The organism is Prevotella vespertina, assembly GCF_009728485.1.
Taxonomy (GTDB): domain Bacteria; phylum Bacteroidota; class Bacteroidia; order Bacteroidales; family Bacteroidaceae; genus Prevotella; species Prevotella vespertina.
Map to the genome: position 1 here is coordinate 127,473 of NZ_VVIQ01000007.1, position 24,086 is coordinate 151,558.

The 24,086-nt window shown below is 41.4% G+C and carries 20 protein-coding genes; 11 read left to right on the forward strand and 9 right to left on the reverse strand.

From position 1 onward, the window contains the following. From truB to F0475_RS07815, 4 genes are read right to left on the reverse strand one after another with little or no spacing between them, the layout of a single operon-like run. Positions 1–699, reverse strand: a complete 699-nt coding sequence (gene truB, locus F0475_RS07800; RefSeq protein WP_155716191.1) for a tRNA pseudouridine(55) synthase TruB — start codon at positions 697–699, stop codon at positions 1–3. Between the two features lie 26 nt (positions 700–725). Beyond that, positions 726–1,586: an undecaprenyl-diphosphate phosphatase gene (locus tag F0475_RS07805; RefSeq protein ID WP_155716192.1), complete on the reverse strand. Its 861-nt coding sequence runs from the start codon at positions 1,584–1,586 to the stop codon at positions 726–728. Further along, on the reverse strand, positions 1,586–1,828 hold the full coding sequence (locus tag F0475_RS07810; RefSeq protein ID WP_009434304.1) for a DUF3098 domain-containing protein: 243 nt from the start codon (positions 1,826–1,828) through the stop codon (positions 1,586–1,588). Before F0475_RS07810 ends, F0475_RS07805 begins: the two co-directional genes overlap by 1 nt. Positions 1,829–1,865: 37 nt before the next feature. Beyond that, positions 1,866–2,744 (reverse strand): cell division protein FtsX, encoded by an 879-nt coding sequence (locus F0475_RS07815; protein WP_155716193.1) that lies wholly within the window; start codon positions 2,742–2,744, stop codon positions 1,866–1,868. 184 nt (positions 2,745–2,928) lie between these two features. On the opposite strand from F0475_RS07815, the gene F0475_RS07820 reads away from it, so the two are divergent. Next, on the forward strand, positions 2,929–3,711 hold the full coding sequence (locus tag F0475_RS07820) for a radical SAM protein (protein WP_155716194.1): 783 nt from the start codon (positions 2,929–2,931) through the stop codon (positions 3,709–3,711). Between the two features lie 204 nt (positions 3,712–3,915). Here F0475_RS07820 and lpxA read toward each other — a convergent pair whose 3' ends face one another. The 5 genes from lpxA to F0475_RS07845 form a co-directional block, all read right to left on the reverse strand. After that, positions 3,916–4,698, reverse strand: coding sequence for an acyl-ACP--UDP-N-acetylglucosamine O-acyltransferase (gene lpxA / locus F0475_RS07825; RefSeq protein WP_155716195.1), 783 nt, complete (start codon positions 4,696–4,698; stop codon positions 3,916–3,918). A 31-nt stretch (positions 4,699–4,729) separates the two neighbouring features. Next, positions 4,730–6,109 (reverse strand): efflux transporter outer membrane subunit, encoded by a 1,380-nt coding sequence (locus F0475_RS07830; protein WP_155716196.1) that lies wholly within the window; start codon positions 6,107–6,109, stop codon positions 4,730–4,732. Between the two features lie 21 nt (positions 6,110–6,130). After that, a complete protein-coding gene (locus F0475_RS07835) occupies positions 6,131–9,394 on the reverse strand; it encodes an efflux RND transporter permease subunit (RefSeq protein WP_155716197.1) in 3,264 nt (1,087 codons plus the stop codon). Positions 9,395–9,508: 114 nt separating this feature from the next. Then, positions 9,509–10,840 (reverse strand): efflux RND transporter periplasmic adaptor subunit, encoded by a 1,332-nt coding sequence (locus F0475_RS07840; RefSeq protein WP_155716198.1) that lies wholly within the window; start codon positions 10,838–10,840, stop codon positions 9,509–9,511. Between the two features lie 277 nt (positions 10,841–11,117). After that, complete coding sequence (locus F0475_RS07845) at positions 11,118–12,542, reverse strand: CCA tRNA nucleotidyltransferase (RefSeq protein WP_155716199.1); 1,425 nt, start codon at positions 12,540–12,542, stop codon at positions 11,118–11,120. A 592-nt stretch (positions 12,543–13,134) separates the two neighbouring features. Here F0475_RS07845 and F0475_RS07850 point away from each other — a divergent pair. The 10 genes from F0475_RS07850 (at position 13,135) to F0475_RS07895 (ending at position 24,085) form a co-directional block, all read left to right on the forward strand. Further along, positions 13,135–13,299, forward strand: a complete 165-nt coding sequence (locus F0475_RS07850; RefSeq protein WP_155716200.1) for a single-stranded DNA-binding protein — start codon at positions 13,135–13,137, stop codon at positions 13,297–13,299. A 45-nt stretch (positions 13,300–13,344) separates the two neighbouring features. Then, a complete protein-coding gene (locus F0475_RS07855) occupies positions 13,345–15,438 on the forward strand; it encodes a hypothetical protein (protein WP_155716201.1) in 2,094 nt (697 codons plus the stop codon). A 758-nt stretch (positions 15,439–16,196) separates the two neighbouring features. After that, positions 16,197–16,745 (forward strand): DUF1599 domain-containing protein, encoded by a 549-nt coding sequence (locus F0475_RS07860; RefSeq protein ID WP_155716202.1) that lies wholly within the window; start codon positions 16,197–16,199, stop codon positions 16,743–16,745. Further along, positions 16,738–18,858 carry a BT_3928 family protein gene (locus F0475_RS07865; protein ID WP_155716203.1) on the forward strand — a complete coding sequence of 707 codons (2,121 nt, stop codon included), beginning with the start codon at positions 16,738–16,740 and terminating at the stop codon, positions 18,856–18,858. Before F0475_RS07860 ends, F0475_RS07865 begins: the two co-directional genes overlap by 8 nt. A 75-nt stretch (positions 18,859–18,933) precedes the next feature. Beyond that, positions 18,934–19,623 carry an SPOR domain-containing protein gene (locus F0475_RS07870; RefSeq protein ID WP_155716204.1) on the forward strand — a complete coding sequence of 230 codons (690 nt, stop codon included), beginning with the start codon at positions 18,934–18,936 and terminating at the stop codon, positions 19,621–19,623. Positions 19,624–19,794: 171 nt separating this feature from the next. Beyond that, positions 19,795–20,388 (forward strand): GTP cyclohydrolase I FolE, encoded by a 594-nt coding sequence (folE, locus tag F0475_RS07875; RefSeq protein WP_155716205.1) that lies wholly within the window; start codon positions 19,795–19,797, stop codon positions 20,386–20,388. A gap of 30 nt (positions 20,389–20,418) precedes the next feature. Further along, a complete protein-coding gene (locus F0475_RS07880) occupies positions 20,419–21,021 on the forward strand; it encodes a DUF4840 domain-containing protein (protein WP_155716206.1) in 603 nt (200 codons plus the stop codon). A gap of 32 nt (positions 21,022–21,053) precedes the next feature. Beyond that, positions 21,054–21,803: an exodeoxyribonuclease III gene (locus tag F0475_RS07885; protein ID WP_155716207.1), complete on the forward strand. Its 750-nt coding sequence runs from the start codon at positions 21,054–21,056 to the stop codon at positions 21,801–21,803. A 10-nt stretch (positions 21,804–21,813) separates the two neighbouring features. After that, positions 21,814–22,566, forward strand: a complete 753-nt coding sequence (locus F0475_RS07890; RefSeq protein WP_155716208.1) for an SGNH/GDSL hydrolase family protein — start codon at positions 21,814–21,816, stop codon at positions 22,564–22,566. Between the two features lie 37 nt (positions 22,567–22,603). Further along, the gene (locus F0475_RS07895; protein ID WP_155716209.1) at positions 22,604–24,085 is read left to right on the forward strand and encodes an MBOAT family O-acyltransferase; all 1,482 of its coding nucleotides are present in this window, start codon (positions 22,604–22,606) and stop codon (positions 24,083–24,085) included. Position 24,086 lies beyond the last annotated feature (1 nt).

The following is a 24,086-nucleotide window of genomic DNA, read 5'->3' on the forward strand; positions in this document are numbered from 1 at the left end:
TTATTTATCTATTATTTGTTGTTGGAGCCATGTCTCAAACTGGTCATAATTAACACAATCTTCGACTTTTACGTCACCAACTCTTGTTCGTCTCAATGCTGTAAGATAAGCCCCACTATTCATTGCTCGTCCCAAATCGCGAGCCAACGCACGAATGTAAGTCCCCTTACCACATCCAACCCGAATTGTCAATTGCATCTTAGCTGTATCAAAGTTCAAGACTTCTATCTCATCTATATGGATATTTTTAGCCTTCAAGACAACCTCTTTTCCACTACGACGATAGTCAAAAGCACGTTTTCCATCCACCTTCACAGCACTATAGGTTGGAGGGATCTGTTCTATATCACCCACGAATTGTGGTAAAGTCTTATCTATCAATTCACGTGTGATATGCTCTACAGGAAAATTCTCGTTCACCTCATGCTCCATATCATAACTAGGTGTTGTAGCTCCCAATTGTAATGTAGCAACATATTCCTTCGTGTGCGCCTGCAATTTTTCTATTTGCTTTGTCATCTTTCCCGTAGCAAGGATTAGTACACCCGTTGCCAAGGGATCTAACGTTCCCGCATGACCAATCTTCACTTTTCCATCATTAGCTTGTGTACAGAGATAACGTACATGTGCCAACGCTTTGAAACTTGTTATGCCGTAGGGTTTATCAATCGGGATGATTACTCCTTCTTTGAAGTTCATAAGGATTGCTATATAATAAAGGTGGATTAATCAACCATGTTCAATGACATGCCAGAGAGCAACATCACGATAATTATAATACCAATGATGATTCTATACCAGCCAAAGACTTTAAAGCCATACTTAGTAAGGAAGCTGACAAACCACTTCATGGCTAACAATGCAACTACAAAGGATACAACACAGCCAACAGCGAGCATTATCAAATCATGAGTATTCACCCATGTGGCATCTTCTTTCAGTATATCTAAAAGATCTAACAGTGTAGCACCAGCCATTGTTGGTACTGCCAAGAAGAAAGAGTATTCTGCTGCACGCTTACGTGTGAGTCCGTTTGCCATACCTCCAACAATCGTTGCCATAGAACGGCTCGTTCCTGGAATCACAGATAAACACTGCCACAAACCAATATTGAAGGCACGTTTTTCGTTCACCTTATTTTCTTCTTTACCTTTATTGAATATCTTGTCACAAAAAAGCATGAAGATTCCACCAACAACCAACATAATTGCTACAGCCCAAATAGAATCGAGCAACCAGTCGAGTAAACCACTCTTCTTTGCAGCTAAACCTATCACTACAGCTGGCAAAACTCCAACAAAGAGCAACCAATAGAATCTTAATGGATGAATAAAACGCAAAAACGGATTCTCTACATCAGCTGGAATAGGTGTACGGTCAATGTGGAAGAAGCGTTTCCAATACAGACATACAACAGAAAGGATTGCGCCAAACTGAATAATGAATGTAAAGGCATGTACAAAGGGACTACCTTGTGAAACGCCCAAGAGATGTTGAGTGATAATCATGTGACCTGTAGAAGAAACAGGAAGAAACTCTGTTAATCCTTCTACAATGGAGATAATGATAGTTTGTATAAGTGTCATTATACCTCCTTATCACTAGTATCCTTCGGCTTATAGATGATTGCGCCGATGATAGAAATAAATCCGATGAAAGTCACTACTGGTGCCACCTTAATGTGACGTGCACTGAAAATACTTGGATCAAATGCAGTTTCTGTTGAACTACCGCCACTCAAAAGAATGAATCCAATGATAACAATAGCAAGTCCAATTGCCAACATGATAAAGTTGACCTTACCAAAGGCTAAATTTCTTTTATCCATATTTATTTGAGGAATTATGAGGAGTGAAAGGAGGTGATTATATCTTGTACAAATCACCAGCCTTCATTCGCAGGAACTTATTTACCGACAACCATGAGCAGAATGTTGCAATTAATACACCAAAAGCCACCATCACAACTGCTGTAATGAGTAAGGCTTCTAACGATAAGACCTTTGTAATATCAGGTTCATAATCATATAAGAAGCACATCCCAATACCCAAAGCTACAATTGCCATTAATGCTGAAGCCAGTCCTTCTAGCACCGCTCTACGAAGGAAGGGGGCACGAATAAAGCTCCAAGAAGCACCAACCAGTTTCATTGTATGAATAGAAAAACGACGTGCGTAAATACTCAATCTGATTGTATTATTAATCAAAGAGAACGAAACAATCGTCAACAGAACTGCAATAACCAACAAAACAAGACTAATCTTAGCCAAAGTGTTGTTCACACTCTCTACCAGGTTTTGAGGATAAGTAATATCACTCACCCCCCGATAAGTACGTAATTCCTGGGCTATCGTCTTAATAGAATCATTGTTTGCATAGTTCGCTTTCAGTTGCAACTCTATCTCACCCGTAAATGGATTCTCACCAGCAAACTCCGCAGGATTAGCCCCCAATTCACGAGTTCCCTCTTTTAGGGCTTCTTCCTTACTTACAAAATTCAAACTATTGATATAATGTAACGAGCGTACACGCTGACAAAGTGCGGCACTCTCTTCCGTACTCATATCAGGTTGAAGAATCATCGTAATGGTCAGATTCTCCTTTACATAAGAACTAAGGTTACGACTGGTGAAGCCTGTCAGTACAACCATACCGATGAGCATCAGCACCATCGCCGTGCTAATACATAGCGTAATAACCTGCAAACTATGACGGTTGCGGGCTTTATTTCTTTTTTTTGCCATTTCTGAAAAGGGTATAATTCACCGAAATTGCTGCAAAGATACAGCAAAATAAAAGAACAGCAAAAGAAATTATAGTTTATTTAGACTTCTCCTTTTATTTATCTTTATGCCTCTTAACGATACCATTTATTTATCTTATCTTTGCACTCGCACCTCCTTTTCAAACATTAAAACAAAAAGTATAATGAGTACGATTATTTATCCTTCACCTATCTTTGGTCCCGTACATAGCCGTCGTTTGGGCGTTTCTCTTGGTATTAATCTTATGCCAGCCGATGGTAAAATATGCACCTTCGATTGCATTTATTGCGAATGTGGATTTAACGAAGATCATCGAACGAAGACGCCCCACCCTGCCCGTGAACTTGTTGCTACGGCATTGGAGAACAAACTCAAAGAGATGATTAAGGATAACATCCATCCTGACGTACTAACTTTCGCTGGTAACGGAGAACCAACTTCGCATCCTCATTTCGCTGAGATTATTGATGACACTATCCGTCTACGTGATAAGTATTGCCCCCAAGCAAAGATTTCTGTCCTCAGTAATTCTACATTCATTCATCGTCCAAAGGTTCATGAAGCATTATCAAAGGTGGATAACAACATTTTGAAGCTAGACACGATTGATATGAAATATATAAAAAAGGTGGATCGACCGACGCAACCATCCTACGATGTGAATCGTATCATTGCTGACATCAAGGCTTTTAACGGACAGGCGATCATTCAAACAATGTTTCTAAAAGGAACGACTGACGAAGGGGTCGATGTTGACAACACTTCTGATTCTTTCGTTACTCCATGGCTCAAGGTTGTGAAAGAGATTGCTCCACGTGAGGTAATGATTTACACCATTGATCGAGAAACCCCTGACCAGCATCTTCTCAAGGCTTCTCCCGAAGAACTAAATAGCATTCGTGACAAAGTAATTGCCATGGGCATTCCTTGCACAGCATCCTACTAGATATTTTATAAAACAATCCATATCCATAGATTATATATGTAAGCCCTTATTTCCCAAAAGCTCTTAAGCTTTTCGGGAAAAGTTCCTAAGCTTTTTGAGAAAAACTCTTAAGCTTTTAGAAATAGACATAAGAAGGAATATAAAACAGAAAGACTAACCTCACGGCTAGTCTTCCCTCTCCTCAAAAAACTATTGAAAATAAAATTAGATTTTACTAATGATTCCTTCTTCCGTTGCTCGCACGAAGTCGATGACATTACGAATCTCGTGCGAAGCGGGCACTTGTTGTTCTATCTGAATGCAAGCATCAAAAACTGATGTCTGCCCATGGAACAACAGACGATAAGCGTTGGCAATGTGTTTGAGAATCTTCTCATCAACACCAGCTCGCTTACCGATAGTTGTGTTAACACCATGATATTCAATTGGTGCACCACCAGCGATAATATAAGGAGGAACGTCCTTCGAGAAGGTAGTACCTGCTTGTACCACAGCATACTCGCCGACACGCGTGTTCGCTTTCTCTACAACGTTTGAAGAGATAATAGCTCCCGTTCCAATCTTACAATCACCTGCAATCTTCGCACCATAGCCAAAGACACACTTGTCACCAACGACGGTGTCATGGCTAATATGGGCACCTTCCATGAGGAAGTTATTCGAGCCGATAATGGTTTTGCAACCACGGTGTGTGGCACGATTGATAACCACATTCTCTCGAACAATGTTGTTATCACCCATCACCAGTTCGCTTTTCTCACCCACGAAATTGAAATCCTGTGGTAAAGCAGCAAGCACCGAACCTTGGTGAATCTTGTTTCCACTTCCCATTCGAGTACCATTTAAGATACTAACAAAGGGGAAGATAACGCAGTTATCACCGATGACAACATCATCTTCTATATACACAAATGGGAATATCTTACAGCCGTCTCCAATCTTTGCTTTCGGAGAAACCTCGGCTTTTGGACTAATTACGCTACTCATACTCTTGAATACTAAGAATTAAACAAACGATTTACTTAGAACCACCACCAAGTGCATTATACAGATTGACGATAGATTGTAGTTTCGTAAACTGCTCTTTCACTTGTGATATTTCTGCGTTAAGTAAGCTCTGCTGAGCAGTGATAACTTCAAGATAGGTGCTTGAGCTTTGTGCATAGAGCATCTGTGTGTGCTCTACATTCTGCTTCAGAACATCTATTTGTTGTTGCTGCAACTTCTCTTTCTCACCAGCTGAATTATAAGCAACAAGAGCGTTGCTCACTTCTGAACCAGCCTTGAGAATACTATTCTGCCATGTGTTATATGCTTGCTTATACTTATCTTCTGCAACACGCAAACCTGCTTTTAATTGTCCGCGCATGAAGATGGGCTGTGTCAAACTACCGACTACACTCAAGAGCAACTTACCAGGGTTAACCATACCATTGCTATTAGTCCACGCGCCAGTAGGTGAAATGTTCAATGCGGGATAGAAACGACTGCGTGCCTGCTGAATATTATAGAAACATTGAGCCAACGCCATTTCATTTGCATGCACGTCGGCACGATTGCTTAGAAGTTGTACACCAATACCACCTGCGAAATTCGCTGGTAAGCTCTGATTGGCTAGGCTACCGCGAGCAATACCTTGCGCTGGTTCTCCAAGAAGAAGACTAAGAGCGTTCTCTGTCTCACGTATCTGACGACGGATGTCTGCGCCCTGTGTCTGTACACTATAGTAAGCAGCTTCGGCACTCTGAACACTCGTTGAACGAGCACGACCATATTCCATCTGGAGTTTCATCATGTCCCAAGTATTCTTTGTCAGCCCTGACATATCATCTACTATCTGCTTCTGACGATCGAGCATTAACAATGTGTAATAGAGATTAGCTACGTTACAAATCAGACTGGTCTGCACTGCTACCTTATAATCCTTTGACTGAAGAAGGAGCATTTGTGCAGCTTTCTTCTCCGAACGGAGCTTTCCAAAGAGATCAACATCCCAACTTGCAGAGACTGGGAGTGTGTAAGACTGGGTGGAAGGCGTGTGCGAACCAAAGTGAGAAATCGTACCCGTCGGTGCGAAAACCACAGATGGTAAGAAAGAGAGATTCGATGTCTTAACCTGCTGCTCGGCAATATCTATGTTCAATGCAGCATTAAGCAGGTCGGGATTATTTGTAAGAGCTCTTTCGATAAGAGACTGCAAATGTGGGTCAGTGAAGACACTGCGCCATGGGAGATTACCAAAATCATTAGCCCCCTCAAGCGTTCCCTTGTCATCAACAGGGTCTCTCACAATCCCATTCGTCTTCACATCGGGACGCTCGTAATTGCCATAGAGACTCTTACAGCCTGTCAATGACAGGGCTGCAAGGGCTATGATGATTATATTCTTATTCTTCATTATTGTTCTTTTAATGTAATACTACTCTTCTACCTTATAATCATGTGCAGGTCCTTTCGCAAATTGCTCAAGTTCCTTTATGACATCATGATTAGCCTCATCTTCAAACTCTAGTGGCTTAATACGCTCTTGTAAGTACTGGAAGCCAGCGAATAGAGCTGGTACTACAAACACCTGACAGAGTGTACCAATCAACATACCTCCAACGGCAGCAGCACCCAATGTCTGGTTACCATTATGACCTACACCACTTGCAAACATCAATGGTAACAATCCAATGATCATCGCTAAAGACGTCATCAAGATAGGACGAAGACGTGCGCCAGCACCTAAGATGGCTGCATACTTGATTGCCATACCTGTTCGACGACGCTCAAGAGCAAACTCAACGATAAGGATGGCGTTCTTTGCCAACAATCCAATCAACATAATCAAGGATATTTGCATGTAGATATCGTTGCTATGCCCGAAGATCATCGTGAATATGAACGCTCCTGCAAGACCAAATGGTATAGACAAGATAACGGCTAATGGGAGGATATAACTCTCATATTGTGCACTAAGAATCAAGTAGACAAACACGATACAAAGGACGAAGATCATCGCTGTTGAGTTAGAAGACTCTTGCTCTGAACGTGTCAAGCCAGAGAACTCATAGCCATATCCCTGTGGTAACACTTGTTTTGCCACTTCCTCTGCTGCCTTAATAGCCTCTCCAGAAGAGACCCCATTTGCTGGTGTCGCATTAACAGCAATAGAGGTAAAGAGGTTGAAACGAGTGATATTTGACGGTCCATAAACACGCTTCAACGTACAGAACTCACTTACTGGAGCCATACCTGCTGCTGTTCGAACATAGATGTTATTCATGCTCGACTCGTCCATGCGGCTCTCTGCTGTTCCTTGTATCATCACACGGAAGAGCTTACCGTATGCATTGAAGTTGGAAGCATACATACCACCATAGTATCCCTGCAATACAGAAAGAATAGCTGCTGGTGATGTTCCTGCCTGCTTTGCTTTCGCAACATCTACATCCACCATGTATTGAGGATAGTTCGGGTTGTAAGTGGTAAGTGCTCGGCTAAACTCCGGACGCTTGTTCAAAGCAGCGAGGTAATCCTGTGCAACCTTAAAGAATTTATTCAAGTCGCCACCTGTCTTATCCTGTAAAGAGAAGGAAAGACCATTCGACATACCATAACCAGGAATCATTGGCGGTGCAAAGGCTATTACCTGCGCACCCTTAATACTGGCTGTTTGCTTGTAAATCATGCCCAAAATCATATTAGAAGAAGTTGGGTCAATGAACAATCCAGCAATACCAGCACCCGTGAATACTGATTTAATACGATCAAACATACCATATTCACGCTCAGCAAAAGGCTTCAACTTAACAATAAAGGTTGACTGGTTAGAACCCTGTCCAGCCAAGAAGTTGTAACCAACTATCTGCTCACGACGTTCAATGTAAGGGTTACTTGCCAACATCTTATCCACCTGATCGGTCACTTTCTGGGTTTCTACTTGTGATGTCCCAGGAGGTAAACTAATCATGGCAAACAAAGTTCCAGTATCTTCATCTGGCACAAGTCCTGTCTTAGTAAACGTCATTGTAAGAACGAGAGCCACGAAACCTACAACAACAGCAGAGCCTGCTATCCAACGATGGTTGATAATCTTCTCAACTTTTTTCTGATACTTAGCATTGATCTTATCATACTGTGTATTGAATGCCATGTGGAATCTATCAATGCGTGAAAGCTTCTTATGTTCCTCATCATTGTCATGTGGCTTCAAGAAAATAGCACATAGTGCAGGTGACAAGGTCAAAGCATTCAGAGCAGAGATAACGATTGATACCGCCATTGTCACACCGAACTCACGATAGAAAGTACCTGATGTTCCACCAATAAATGATACTGGCACGAACACTGCTGACATCACCAAAGTAATAGAGATGATAGCTCCAGAAATCTCATTCATTGCATCAATGGCTGCAGTCATCGCACTCTTATAACCTAAGTCGAGCTTTGCATGGACAGCCTCAACCACCACAATGGCATCATCGACCACAATGGCAATCGCTAATAACAATGCTGACAAGGTCAAAAGGTTGATGGAGAATCCAAACACCCATAGGAAGAAGAATGTACCAATCAATGCCACTGGCACAGCAATCATAGGAATTACAGTCGAACGGAAGTCTTGCAAGAAGACATACACAACGAAGAATACCAACACAAGTGTGATAACCAGTGTACGAATAACTTCCTCTATAGATGCAAAAAGGAACTCTGTTACATCCTGTTCTATCGTCACTTTCATCCCTGGAGGCATCTGTTTCTGTGCATCAGCCAAGGCTGCTTTTACATCATCGGCAATCTGTGTAGCATTTGAACCTGCCACCTGGTTAACCATACCTAATACAGCTGGTTGACCATTGTTACGCATAGCTACTGAATACATCAAACCACCTAACTCAACCTTTGCCACATCACGCAAGTGAAGTGTCTGCCCATTTGTATTGCTTGAGATAATGATATTTCCATATTCTTCTGGCGTCTTCAAACGTCCCTTATAGCGCATAGTGTACTCAAACTTGAGCTTACTTTGCTCACCAAAGGAACCTGGTGCTGCCTCAATATTCTGTTCTGCAAGAGCACCAGAGATATCAGAAGGAACAAGACCATACTGCTTCATCTTATCTGGCTGGAGCCAAATACGCATTGAGTAAGTCTTCATACCAGGTATATGGACGTCACCTACACCATTAATACGCTTCAACATTGGAACGATATTGATGTTGTTATAGTTCGTCAAGAACTCATCATCATATCGTCCATCATCTGTTGTCAAGGAGTACATGACCACATTCGAACTCTGACGTTTCGATACAGTCACACCCACACGGGTAACTTCAGCAGGTAACAAAGCCTGTGCTTGTGACACGCGGTTCTGCACATTGACTGCCGCCATGTTTGGGTCAGTACCTTGCTTAAAGTAGACTGTGAGCATCGCCATACCAGCGTTAGTTGCAGTCGACTCAATATAAGTCATATTCTCTACACCATTGATACTCTCTTCCAATGGTGTAATAACTGAATTCAATACGGTCTGCGCATCAGCTCCTTGATAGGAGGTTTGAATGGAGATCGTAGGTGGTGCGATATCTGGATACTGCTCGATAGGCAGTGACATCAAACCGATTATACCCAAAAGTACAAAGAAGATGGATATAACCGTTGATAAAACCGGTCGTTTAATGAAATTCGTAAATGTCATAACGATTATTCTTTTGAATCATGGAGATGGGTGAAAAATAGCCTAAGAAAACTTACTTCTCACAGAGAACAGCCCCTCTGTCTCCACTCATAACTCCTAATTCCTAACTTCTAATTACTTACTTTCTCCCTTCATAGTCTTTAAGAAACCTGAAGCAGAGCTCTGATTCTCACCCAACTTCTCAGCTTTCTTAATGGCTTCTTCATACTCTGCTGGAGTCAATGCCTTTATCTTTGCACCATCTTCCAAACTTGAGATTCCCTTGCTAACAATGCGGTCACCCATCTTTAATCCACTAGTAACAATGTAATTGATACCATCATTCTGTGGGTTAATGGTTATCTCGCTGTAATGTACCTTATTATTAGCATCCACCTTATAGACAAATACCTTATCCTGCACCTGAGTGGTTGCTTCTTGTGGAATCAACAATGCGTGATTATTGTTCTTAGCAATAACAATCTGCCCACTACCACCACTCTTCAACAAATGTTCGGGATTAGGAAAACGTGCAATAACGCTGATTGTTCCTGTTGCTGGGTCAATGATACCACTAGTCTTGACAATGGCTCCCTCATGATTATAGGTTGAACCATCTGCAAGCAACAAACTTACACCTGGGAACTTCTTAATGGCATTACTCAAACCATCTCCTGCACGGCTCAGTTTCAACACGTCAGCCTCAGTCATAGAGAAGTAAACTTCTATTGTAGAAGTGTTGCTAACGGTTGTTACTGGCTGTGCAGAAGAGGCACTTACCAAGGCTCCCTCTTTGAAAGGAAGACTACCGATGTAACCAGAAGCAGGACTCTTTACATAACAGAAGCCAAGGTTATCCTTTGCAGTTGATAGCATTGCTTGCGCTTGACGAACACCTGCTTGCGCTTGACGAACAGCAGCTTGCGCAGAAGCGACACCACTTTGTGCTTGGCGAACAGCAGCTTGTGCCGTTTCAAAACTATTCTTTGCTGACTGCAACTCATAGTCGCCTATCACCTTATTATTATATAGGTTCTTACTGTTTGAGTAAGTCAAACGAGCGGTAGCAGCCTGTGCATTAGCCGAATTAAGACTTGCGTTAGCCTGAACAACACCAGCTTCTGACTGTGCCACAGCACTCTGTGCGGAGTTAACCTGAGCTTCTGCCTGACGGACAGCAGCCTGATAAGTGGAGTTATCCACAACGAAGAGCACCTGCCCAGCATGCACATACTCACCCTCATGCACATATAGTTTCGTGATAAAGCCGCTCACCTTTGGGCGAACCTCTACATCCTGAACACCCTTAAGCGTAGCTGGATAAGTAGTCTTTAGCTGTGCATTAGATGCACCAATCGTAATTACAGGATACTCATCACTTGTAGGAAGCCCCTGCTGACCGCCTCCACAACTGGTCAATAACGCCACAGTTGCAGCTACGAACAATAAGATTTTATTCATTTTCATACCTATTTTATATATTATATTCATTCTTTTTATCTTGCCATTCACCTCTTTCGCATAAGAGATGTACATACTTCTCGTATCAAACTAATCTCTTCATAAAAGTAATGCATACTAAAAACCGAAGTATAATACTTGAGTTTTTCAGTATGCAAAACTACTCATTAATCATTAAAGATACTTATTTTGCAAATAGCATTTAACAATTATTACCTATAACATACCATTTATGACTCTTATCTATAACCTCCTTTAACAATGGATGTTATCTTCTTCATTCTTAAATCAGCCCCAATTCACTTGCCTTATTGCGCAAAAGTTCCATTAAAGGCTCTCGTTCATTTGCCACTTTATTATCAAGTACGGCATCTTTCAGCGTCTGCTTCAAAACGCCCACCTCTCTACTAGGTTTTAGATGGAACATATCCATGATCTCATTACCATCTATGCAGGGTTGCAACAAGCGTTTGTAGTCACGCTCCTTCAAGTCTTTTAGTTTCTCACGAACGATTCGGAAGTTATCAAGAAAGCGTTGTTTACGGGCAACATTCTTACTCGTTATATCCGCCTCACACAGAGTCATCAAATCATCAATGTCTTCGCCAGCATCATTCATCAGTCGTCTCACGGCCGAGTCGGTCACTTCTTCATCGGCAATAACAATCGGACGCATGTGTAAGTCTACTTGCTTTTGCACATACTTCATCTTACTATCCATCGGTAACTTCAACCTTCGGAAGATTTCAGGTACCATCTTTGCACCAACATAGTTGTGATTATGGAAGGTCCAACCCGCTACAGCATCCCACCGTTTACACTTTGCTTTACCCACATCATGCAATAATGCTGCCCAACGTAACCATAAGTTATCCGTATGCTTGCAGATATTATCCAACACTTCTAAGGTATGATAAAAATTATTCTTATGTGCTCGTCCGTTCCTAGTCTCCACGACATCCAAAGCAACTAGCTCTGGCAAGATGATTTGCAAGAGCCCACAACGATACAAATCAATAAAACCCTTGCTCGGTGTTGGCGTCATCATAATTTTGTTCAACTCCTCTTCTATGCGTTCCCCACTAATAATCTTTATTCTTTCGGCATTGCGTTCCAATGCCTCGAAGGTCTCATCATCAATAAAGAAATTTAATTGTGTAGCAAAACGAACGCATCGCATCATACGCAATGGATCGTCAGAGAAGGTTACATCAGGGTCTAAAGGCGTGCGAATAATACCATCCCATAGGTCGTCAACACCACCGAATGGATCGACTAACTCCCCAAAGCGAGCCTTATTCAAGCACACTGCTAGGGCATTGATTGTAAAGTCCCTACGATTCTGATCATCCTCTAGTGTTCCATCTTCTACCACTGGTTTCCTACTATCATGGCTGTAACTCTCTCGTCGAGCACCTACAAATTCAACCTCCGTGTGCTTATATTTCACTTGAGCAGTACCAAAGTTGCGGAATACCGAGAGGTGAGCTTTCTTACCAAGAACGGCTTTCAATTCGCTAGCTACTTGTATACCACTCCCCACAACAACAACATCTATATCATTGGAAGGGCGTTCTAAAAACAAATCACGCACATAACCGCCCACTACGTAACACTCCAGTCCGAGTTTATCGGCGGCATTGGAAATATGATGAAATATATCTTTATCTAATAATTGTGCCAATTCGGCATCTGAAAGATCTCGCATAATTAAATGTTATCTTTGTATGAATAGCAATGCAAAGATACGTAAATTTGTTAAGTCATACAAATTAAGTATCATGTAAAATAAGGTGAGCTGAGCACATCCTCAAGCTGAGTTGTATTTGAAGGAAGAACGAGCAATATTTAAAGGAAGACTTAGCTATATCTGAAGAGAGGCTTAATTGCATTAGAGCAAAGGCTTTCTTTTAAATAAGAGGAGCGTATGTTAGTTTAACACAAATACTTAGGTAAATAATAGAGGATTTTATATACCGATACTACTTTTAGTTAATTATCCTTATTAAAAGGGGTTTTTTCTTATTCGCTTTAGTACTAATTACAGAATTAGCAGTACCTTTGCAACCCACAAAAGAGTAAAAGGGAAATAGATTTTATTCAACACTATAAAAACGAACGAGGCCGCATAGCAATAACAACTGAGTTTGTATTCATTTGCATTGCCCATTCTTTCCTTCTTAATAAAGGGACTCTATAACATTAGAGAGGATGGATGATTGCCGTAAAAACAATCAAGTCGGTGACGACAAGAGGCAGAAAGCGTTATACAAGACAAATTAATATAAAGAACAAGACAAATGAAGAGAGTATACGAAAAGCCCTCAACAACAATAATATTCATGGAAATAGAGGGTAACTTGTTAATGAATAGTGCACATGGTGCAAATCATGAAGGTTTCACAGAGGGAACTGATTTAAGTCCACACGTCGAAGATGGAACTGATGATGATAGTCCATTCTAAGGGGAAATAGGATTAAACGAATATCGAAAAACGAATAACAGCAATATGAAGTATACAAATCTATTAAAGACTTATGCCTTATGTATGGGTCTTGCTTTAAGTCTTGTGTCTTGTTCCAAGGATGATTTTGGAGATGGCGACACAACAGATGAACAACTAGTAGAGATGTCTTTCACATCCACTGGATTGGAAAAGCCTTCAACAGAAGAGACTGCATCTCAATCTAATCAAATAAAGACTCGCACAGTATTAGGCTCAGACGGCGCAACTGTTACTTGGCAAGCAAACGATAAGATTGGTATTGGCTTTAAATCACCTACTGCCAAGAATTATCCCTTCACCACCCCAACCTCAGGAAGTGATGTGCGTTTCTGGGGACAAGCACCTAATGTCAATAACGCATCATACTTCATGATGTATCCTTTTCAGCAGGATGCAAAGATTTCAGCAAACAGTAACACCCAAGCAATATACGAATACAACTTTCCAAAGGAACAAAATGCTATTGCAGGCACATTTGATCCAAAGGCGAATGTATCTGTTGGTATCATTCCAAAGCGTGGAAAACCATTCGTTGCATACAATGTTGGTGGTTTGCTCCGCTTTACCATCAAAGGAACTTCAAACGTAAAGCAGGTAAAGTTACTTTCTATTGGGCAGGAGAACCTTGCTGGTAATTTAAAGTCAACCATCACTTTTGCTAATGATGGAAAGATTAGTACTGCCCAAAACCAATTCAGTGCAGCATCTCCAGTAGTAAACCTCAAAGCGGCGTCTGGCACTCTTGAGGAGAACAAGGCATATTACATAGCACTCCCAGAACAAAAGCTTTCACAGGGTTTAACGCTTGTCTTTATCATGCAGGATGGCAAAGCTATCTTGAAGAAGGTTAAGCAAGAAATCAACATTCAGCGTGCCAAGGTTTACGATCTCGGTGAGATGACGCTTGATGCGTCTAAGGCTAAGGCTTTCATACTCAAAAACCAGGGTCTGATTGAGGCTGTTGCTGCAAAAGTATCAGGCGGCTTAACTACAACCGCAGATGGTCACTTGGATATTTATGCGGCAGACAACTTGGAGAAGATTCTTTCTTACAAGGGAATGTTAGAAGTAAATAACAAAGACAACTTCACATCAATTGATGAGCTACAATACTATCGTAATATTAATGGACTGAACCTTCAAGGTAACAAGAACCTTGCAGGAGAGCTTAATCTCAACAAGTATCCACAGCTCACTGGACAAATAGTAATTAGTGGTAGCCCATTGGTCACAAAGATTAATGTGACAGGATTGGATAAGATAACACAGTTACAAGCGCACCATCTGGATGGAATGACAGAAGTTGTAACTGGTGGTAACACTAAGCTCAACTTATTCGCAGTGTATAATAACAACAGCCTTCAGTCGGTTGATGCAAGCAATATGCCTGCATTATCAACATTACAGACATATTATAGTCCAAATATACAGACTATCAATACCACCAATTCACCAAACTTGAACGACTTTAATGGTCTCTCTAATGGTAGTCTTCAAAGCTTCATAGGGTTGTCAGATAACTCAAAACTACAGAGATTTTGGGCATCAGGTTCAAAGATTGAAAGCTATGACTTCAGCAAGATGACAAACCTAAAGAATGTCAACCTTGCAAGTGCAGCAGTGAAAGAAATCAAAGGATTATCTGCTGCTGGTGCTAACTTACAAGAACTCCAACTGTCAAATACACATGTAGGTTCATTGGATGTATCAAACAATCCAAACCTCACCAAGCTTGACTTGTATAATGTAAAGGAGATGACGGCATTGGATGTAACGCATAATCCAAACTTAACATATTTGCGAACAACCTTTATCCCATTTACATCTCTCGACTTATCGAACAATACAAAGTTGGTAGAATTAAGTATTGCACATTGTAGATTTTCATCATTTGACATACGTCACATGCCAAACTTGGCGAAGTTTTATGCTGGTAGTCAGAGTCCAAATGGCTTTTTAGCAAACATTACAGTCACAATGACTGCTGCACAAAAGGCAAAATTAGAACAAGTAAAGCCGTTCTTAGAAAGTGCTAATGATAACAGAGCCAATTACGATGACACGAATAGTTGGGTAAAAGTAGTAGTAGCACCATAAGACTATACTGCATTTACACATACACCCACAGAGCGGGAACACCTTTAACAGGCGTTCCCGCTTTTTATATAACCCACTCTGTTGAAGTAAATCAAATAAAGAGATAGGTTTTGTAAATGATAACGCCTTATCAAATATCTCCTTGTTACGTCTTTAACTCACAATTTCAAACCCAGCGAATAAGTCCTTTCCTACCCAGCGAATGGGTATCATCGTACCCAGCGAATAGGTAGACTTCTACCCAGCGAATGGGTAGACAAGGACTTATTCGCTGGGTACAATACGACCCATTCGTTGGGTATAAAACAAGTAATAAAAGGATGCTTTAAATATCAAAAAGCCTATCCCTTGAAACACAAAGATTCTTCGCGAAGAAAATCAAAATTGTTCGCGAACAATTCCCAAATTCTTCGCGAAGATTTTTTAACCGAATCTATGCTTATCACGGAAGTAGGACTTGTAAGGCACGGGAGTACATCTTGTGGGGCACGAAATGTACTTTCGTGCCCCACAAAAGTACATTTCGTCGATGTTAACAGTTACGCCCCTCGCCTTAACTCTTGTTTACATATAGGATTGCACAAAATACCTAACGTGCATCTCCATCAACTGCCCACAGGTTAGAAATTCTGCACAGATAGGTTACAATACACTTCCATGAACCCCCGCCAACAAGCGAAACGGATGGTATTAGTTGTTAATTCATTCGTTTATTACAATGAAATTAAGTATTTTTGCAGGCAAATCGATTCATAACAATGGCAAGTCAATTGACAAAGACACAGCAAGAATTTAAAGACATACTGGCTGAATGTAGAGAGCTCTTTAGTAAGAAGCTCCATGATTATGGTGCCTCATGGCGCATTTTACGCCCCTCTTCCCTCACAGATCAGCTTTTTATCAAAGCCAAACGCATACGCTCGTTAGAGATTACAGGTGAGAATCTCGTTGGAGAGGGAGTACGCCCCGAGTTCATCGCATTGATCAATTATAGTATTGTTGGACTGATTCAACTATCCAAAGGCTTTGTTGATAGTGTTGACATCACGCCCGACGAGGCACTCAGTCTTTATGATACCTATGCCAACGAAGCCTACGAACTAATGGTAAAGAAGAATCATGACTATGGAGAGGCATGGCGAGATATGCGTGTGAGTAGTTACACAGACCTTATTCTCACTAAGATTGAACGAATCAAGGAAATCGAAGATCTTAATGGAGAAACACTCGTCAGTGAAGGCATAGATGCCAATTATATGGATATAATGAATTACGCCGTTTTCGGTGCTATCAAGCTACATGAATAAATTAAAGACACTATTAGTAAACCTCAGTCGTGCGCTGTTAGCCTTGACATTTATCTTTTCTGGATTTGTTAAGGCTATTGACCCACTAGGTTCGCAATATAAGATTGCGGAATACCTAGAGGCAGTGCAATTATCGGCTTATGTACCCGATTGGGCACAGCTAATGGTGTCGATAGCCCTTTCTGCCATAGAATTTACGCTGGGTGTAATGCTCCTCTTGGCCATCCGCCGTCGATTAGCCAGTAAGATATCCTTGCTTTTCATGGCTGTGATGACAGCTGTAACATTGTGGTTGACCGTGAGTAATCCGATACAAGATTGTGGTTGTTTCGGAGATGCCATACACCTAACCAACACGCAGACATTTATCAAGAACATTGTTTTGCTTGTTGCAGCAATCATTCTCACACGCTTGCCTTTACATCAGATGCGCTTCGTTTCAAAGACGAATCAGTGGATAGCCTTCTATTTTACGATTGTCTTTATCTGTATAGCGTCACTATTGAGTCTTTATCATCTGCCTATCTTTGACTTCCGTCCTTATTATATCGGACAGAACATCAAAAAGGGTATGGAGATTCCAAAGGGGGCTAAACAAACAACCTATAAGACAACCTTTATCTGTGAGAAGAATGGTGTAACAAAGGAATTCAATGAGAATAATTACCCTTACAACGACTCTACGTGGGTATTTAAAGATACACACCAAGAGATACTTGAGCAAGGGTATGAACCACCCATACACGATTTCTCTATCACGAACGAACAGACAGGGAACGATATTACGGATAGTATCTTGACCCATAAAGGATATACCTTCTTACTCATAGCTCCTGTATTGGAAATGGCTGACGATAGTAACTTTGGTGATATTGATGCTATCTACGAATATGCAAAAGAGAATGGCTATGGATTCTACGGATTGACTGCTAGCACAGATAAGGCTGTACAGCATTGGAGGGACATTACGGGTGCGGAATATCCTTTCTATACGACTGACGGCACAACACTAAAAACCATCATTCGTAGTAATCCGGGCTTGGTACTGCTCTACAAAGGTACTATCATCAATAAATGGAGTCATAACGATTTGCCCAAACAAGCCGAACTCAACGCCCCACTCTCCCTCATTGAAATAGGGCGCGAACCGGCTAATAACACGTGGACAAAGATTATGCTAATCATCGTGTGCTACATCTTCCCCTTGTCATTCCTTATTGCCGCCGACCGCATTTGGTCATGGACAAGATGGGTAAGGAAGCGTGAAGAGTGGCTCAAACAGAAAGAAGATTGGGTGAAACAAAAGGAACAATCAAATAAATTATATCAACTTTTAAAACGTAAAAGACAAATGAGAAAGAAAATCGTAGCAGGTAACTGGAAGATGAACGAGACCTTGCAGGAAGGTGTCGAGCTAGCAAAAGAGATTAACGAGTCACTCAAGGCAGAAAAACCTAATTGTGATGTTGTTATCTGTACCCCATTCATTCACCTCGCAAGTGTTGCTCAGGTGTTAGATTCAAGCGTTGTTGGACTTGGCGCAGAGAACTGTGCAGACAAGGAGAAGGGTGCTTACACAGGTGAAGTATCAGCTGCAATGGTAAAGAGCACAGGTGCACAATATGTTATCCTTGGTCACTCTGAGCGTCGTCAGTACTATGGAGAAACAGCAGAGATCCTCAAAGAGAAGGTTCAATTAGCTCTTGCTAATGGTTTGAAGGTAATCTTCTGCTGTGGTGAAACTCTCGAAGAGCGCGAGGCAGAGAAGCAAAACGAGGTAGTAAAGGCAGAGTTGGAAGGTTCCGTATTCAACCTCTCAGCAGAGGAATGGAAGAGCATTATCTTGGCTTACGAACCAATCTGGGCTATCGGTACAGGTAAGACAGCTACATCAGACCAGGCTCAGGAGATGTTAGCCTACATCCGTTCTATCGTTGCAGAGAAGTATGGTAAGGAAGTAGCAGAGGACACTTCTATCCTCTATGGTGGTAGCTGTAAGGCTAGCAACGCACCAGAGTTGTTTGCTAAACCTGACATTGATGGTGGCTTGATTGGTGGTGCTTCATTGAAGGCAGCTGACTTCAAGGGTATCATTGATGCTTGGAAGAAGTAATCCATACAAATATTAATGATGAGAGGGAGTCACGTTTGGTGCTCCTCTCATCACTTTTCAATTAGAATAAAAGACATGAAAAGACTCCTTACAATCATAGTTCTCATACTGACAACCATTACAACAACTTATGCTCAAAGTTCGGTAACTGTAACGCAGAGTTCCGATATTGACGCATTAGTCAATGGTAAGAAAACAGCGAAGAAAGCTAATAAAGAAAGCAAGAGAGTAGAGAGTCAGCGTGAACAATCACGCCAGTCAATAGGCTCAAAGATTAAGACTCCAGATACAAAACAACTGTCAGTTCCTAAACTGAACGACCACAAACCAGAGATTGCACGACCTGATAATAACACCTTACAGCCCGTTAGACAAGTTGGAACGAAGCTAGTGAAACGTTTAGTAAGAAGACCTCATGATCCAACTTTCGATGATATAGACGATGGTAAACAAATTGTAACCAAACGTGTAAAGAAAGGCATTAAAAAGGTTAGGGGATTCCGTGTTCAGGCTTATAGTGGTGGTAACACGCGTGTAGCTCACCAACTTGCAGACAAAGCAGGACAAACGGCTAAAGAGTTATTCCCCAATCAGCCCATCTATGTTCACTTCTATCCGCCACGTTGGATGTGCCTCGTTGGCAACTTCACAGACTATAACACTGCTAAAAAAGTAATGTTGAAGTTGCGTAAAGAAGGCTTTTCACAGGCGAATGTTGTACGCATGATGGTTAGTGTGAAGACGTCATCATTTGTTGACAACTAAATGTAGTCACACCTTATATATTATATATACACCCAAACAACACCCTTACTAGGGTAACAGGCTATGCCCTTATATGGATAAAGCTCTCTACCCTAACGAACATATCGGGCAATACCCTAAATAGGGGTATAAGCCTACCTCATAAACAGCAATAATCAGAAACAACATAATATGACCCCAGAAGCACAATTCCGTGATGGTTTAGACGAACTTGCGGCACACTATAAAGAGATACTAACACTCCTTGGTGAGGATCCAGCAAGGGAGGGTTTGGAGAAAACACCCATGCGAGTTGCGAAGGCAATGCAGGTTCTTACACGTGGATATACACAAGATCCTCATAAGGTATTAACGGATGCTCTCTTTGAAGAGAAGTACAACCAGATGGTGATAGTCAAGGACATTGACTTCTTCTCAATGTGTGAGCACCATATACTTCCATTCTATGGCAAGGCGCATGTGGCGTATATTCCCAACGGAAAGATCACAGGTTTGAGTAAGATTGCACGTGTTGTCGATATATTTTCTCATCGACTTCAAGTACAGGAACGCCTCACCGAACAAGTTATGCAATGTATCAACGACACGTTGAAGCCACAAGGTGTGATGGTAGTCATCGAAGCGAAACACATGTGTATGCAGATGCGTGGTGTAGAGAAACAGAACTCTATCACCACAACAAGTGCTTATAGTGGTGTGTTCGAATCAAGTAAAACCCGCAACGAGTTTATGAACTTACTGCGTGGAGAGACCAAACGAATATAATAACGACTAATATTTAAAAGGAGAAAAGTTATGAATAAGGTTTTAAAAGTAGCCACACTAGCAATCGTGTCAATCGTTACAATCAACTTCTTTACAGCATGTTCTAAGGAGAAAGATACACCAAGTATTAATGTTGAACAGCTCTATCAAAACATCAATGGCAATTACATTGGTACTGTAAAGCTGAGTAATAGCAATGGTGACTTGGGCTCAAAGAATGCAACATGGACAGCTAATAAGGAGAAGATTAGCGTTAAGAACATCAATGGTGACGAACTTGCAGCTGGCGTAAAGAACCAATCTTCAAAGCTATATCAAGCTCTCTTGAATGCTACGAATGGTAAGCTAGAAGTCATTATAACGAGTTTTAAGCCACAGGAACAAATAATTTTCTTCAGTGCATCAGCTAAACTCAGCTTCACCATCAATTTGGATGGACAACAGGTAGAGGTTATTGGTACAGGAGGCTCCTTGCCTTTCTCTTGTTTCTATGCAATGCCTACACAAGAGATGCACTTTAACTTCACCATTAGAGACTTGAAGAAGAATAATGGAAGAGGTGGTTTCACTCCCCTATCCACCGATTACAACTTGCCTATAACATTTGAGTTTGAATCACAACAAAAGAGTTAATAATACATTAAAGACGATAGAAAGGAAGATATATGAAACTGATTTCATGGAATGTAAATGGTCTTCGTGCCTGTGTGGGCAAAGACTTTGAGCAGCAATTCAAGGACTTTAACGCTGATTTCTTCTGTTTGCAAGAGACGAAGATGCAAGCTGGTCAGCTTGATTTAAGCTTTCCTGGATACGAATCATATTGGAATTACGCTGATAAGAAGGGTTATTCAGGTACTGCGATATTCACGAAACATAAGCCATTGAGCGTTACTTATGGTATTAATATTGATGAGCACGACCATGAGGGACGTGTTATTACACTAGAGATGGACGATTTCTATCTCGTAACTGTCTATACACCGAACTCGCAAGATGAGCTTCGTCGATTGGAATATCGCATGAAGTGGGAGGAGGACTTCCAATCCTACCTACACAAACTAGATGAGATTAAGCCTGTCATAGTGTGCGGTGATATGAATGTTGCGCATCAGGAGATTGACTTAAAGAACCCTAAAACAAATCGCCGAAACGCAGGCTTCACCGATGAAGAGCGTGAGAAGATGACCGAACTATTGAATAATGGATTCATAGATACCTTCCGCACGCTTTATCCAGAGCAAGTAACCTACTCTTGGTGGTCGTATCGTTTCCGCGCAAGGGAGAAGAATACGGGGTGGCGTATCGACTACTTCCTTATCTCCGAACGCTTGAGAGATCGATTGATAGATGCTAAGATTCATACAGAAACTATGGGTAGCGACCATTGCCCAATAGAGATTGACTTAAAGTAAAGTAGCTCTTATGTATGCCCAAATCAAATCATTGTTATTGATGGCTGTAGTTCTTGCAGCCATCATAGCCTATGCTTTCTCACCAAAAGAGATAACTTTGGGCAGCTACACAATAAGGAAGATAACACTTACAAGTATCTTCCTATCTCCTAAAGAACCACTGAAAGAACACAAGAAGAAGTCGAAGACCATTCATCGCAACCAAACAATTCTCTTCATCGGAGACTCTATGGTGGAAGGACTATCACGTCGCTTGGGTGATTACGCAGGTGAGAATGGACACAAACTATACACCGTTATATGGTATAGCTCATCCACTGAACGATGGGGAACGACGCATACTCTGGAGCATTACATCGATAAATACAAGCCAACCTACATCCTTATCTGTCTTGGAAGTAATGAGTTATTCATCAACGACCTCGCTAATAGGGCACAATATGTCAGTGAGATGGTTAAGAAGATAGGCGATATTCCTTTCGTTTGGATCAGTCCTTCGGATTGGAATGGAGATACTGGTATCAATGACATCATCAAAGAAAGAGTAGGTGCAGGGCATTTCTTCGATAGTAGACACTTAAAACTAAAACGAGGAAGTGACCATTATCACCCTACATGGGAGGCTGCTGCTTATTGGATGGATACGGCTGCAAAATTTATTGCTAGTAATGAATGTGACAATCCATTGCAGCTCAATTCCCCTAAAGCACATCACAAGGCAACAAACACAAGTTTGTTACAACCAGCATTCGAAGGCTTTTAATACATAAAAGGAAAGTAAGCGAAAGAATTATAGAAGCATGACAGAACTATCGCAGCTAACATCCACGTTCCTTGATTTCTTATCCTCACAAGATAAGAACTGGTCGTTGTGTACGCTATCATTCATGGCTTGTTTCCTCGTTTTCTTTGCTCTTTACATTCCCCTTAGACACTATCGTCAGCAGTGGACAAAGGTTTATGTTATTTGTTTTAGCCTCTTTTTCGCTTTCAAAGCAAATGGTGCTTTGATGTGGCTATTGCCTTTCACCACCTTTGTATCATGGTATCTAACCCATTCTATGATGCGTTTAAAACATGGAAAGTTGCGTAAGATGGGTCTAGCCATTACCATTTTCACAGAGTTGATACCCCTACTCTACTATAAATACACGAACTTCACCCTTGAAATATTCCATGAACTGCTCCGCAGTAACTTCTCTCCTATGAAGTTACTCTTACCTGTTGGTATCTCTTTCTTTACTTTCCAAGCCATCAGCTACACGGTGGATGTTTATAAAGGGCGGTATCCAAAGACTGCGAAACTACTTGATTATACATTCTATCTGACGTTCTTTCCTCTCCTCATTGCTGGTCCTATCACCCGCGCCGAAGTATTATTACCACAGATTCAAACCCCTAAAAGGAATATCAAGAGTGCCCTTGTCTATAAAGGATTGTGGTTGGTTGTCTGCGGATTGATAAAGAAAGCACTCATAGCAGACTATCTTGCGCAATATAACAACATAGTGTTTGATGCGCCAGCAGTGCAGAATGGCTTTGGAGATCTTATGGGTGTGTTGGGTTTCTCGGTGCAGATTTACTGCGACTTCTCGGGTTACAGCGACCTAGCTATTGGTGTTGCTGCCCTGATGGGATATGAGTTAAAGGACAATTTCAACTTCCCTTACCAAAGTCTTAACCTCACTGAGTTCTGGCATAGATGGCATATTGCACTTTCAACATGGGTTCGCGATTACCTATATATCCCTCTTGGAGGTAACAGAAAGGGTACTGTTCGCACTTACCTCAATAGCTTCTCTGTCATGATTATTGCTGGTTTATGGCATGGGGCATCGTGGATGTTCATCGTATGGGGCGTTATGCACGGTATAGGACTTGTCGTTCATAAGTTTTGCAACAACAATGGTCTGAAGCAGATACCCAATTCCAAGCCTATAAAAGTTGCTTGTTGGAGCATCACCTTTGGCTATATTTCACTCGCATGGATATTCTTTCGTGCCCCTAATATGGACTCAGCTCTGACATTGATAACGAATATCATTCAAACAACTAGGCTGAGTGATGCTTACACTTTCCTATTAGAATACCCGCTCTGGACGGCAGTTGTACTCATTAGTTTGGAACTTCACAGCATTAAAGAGGCCGATTATGAATGGTTACAAACGAAGTTCATCCGTTCACCATGGCTGGTGAAGCTCGCTATCTTCGCCTTTGTTCTGCAATTAGTCATCAACTTTAGCCAACATAGCATACAACCTTTCATTTACACGCAGTTCTGAT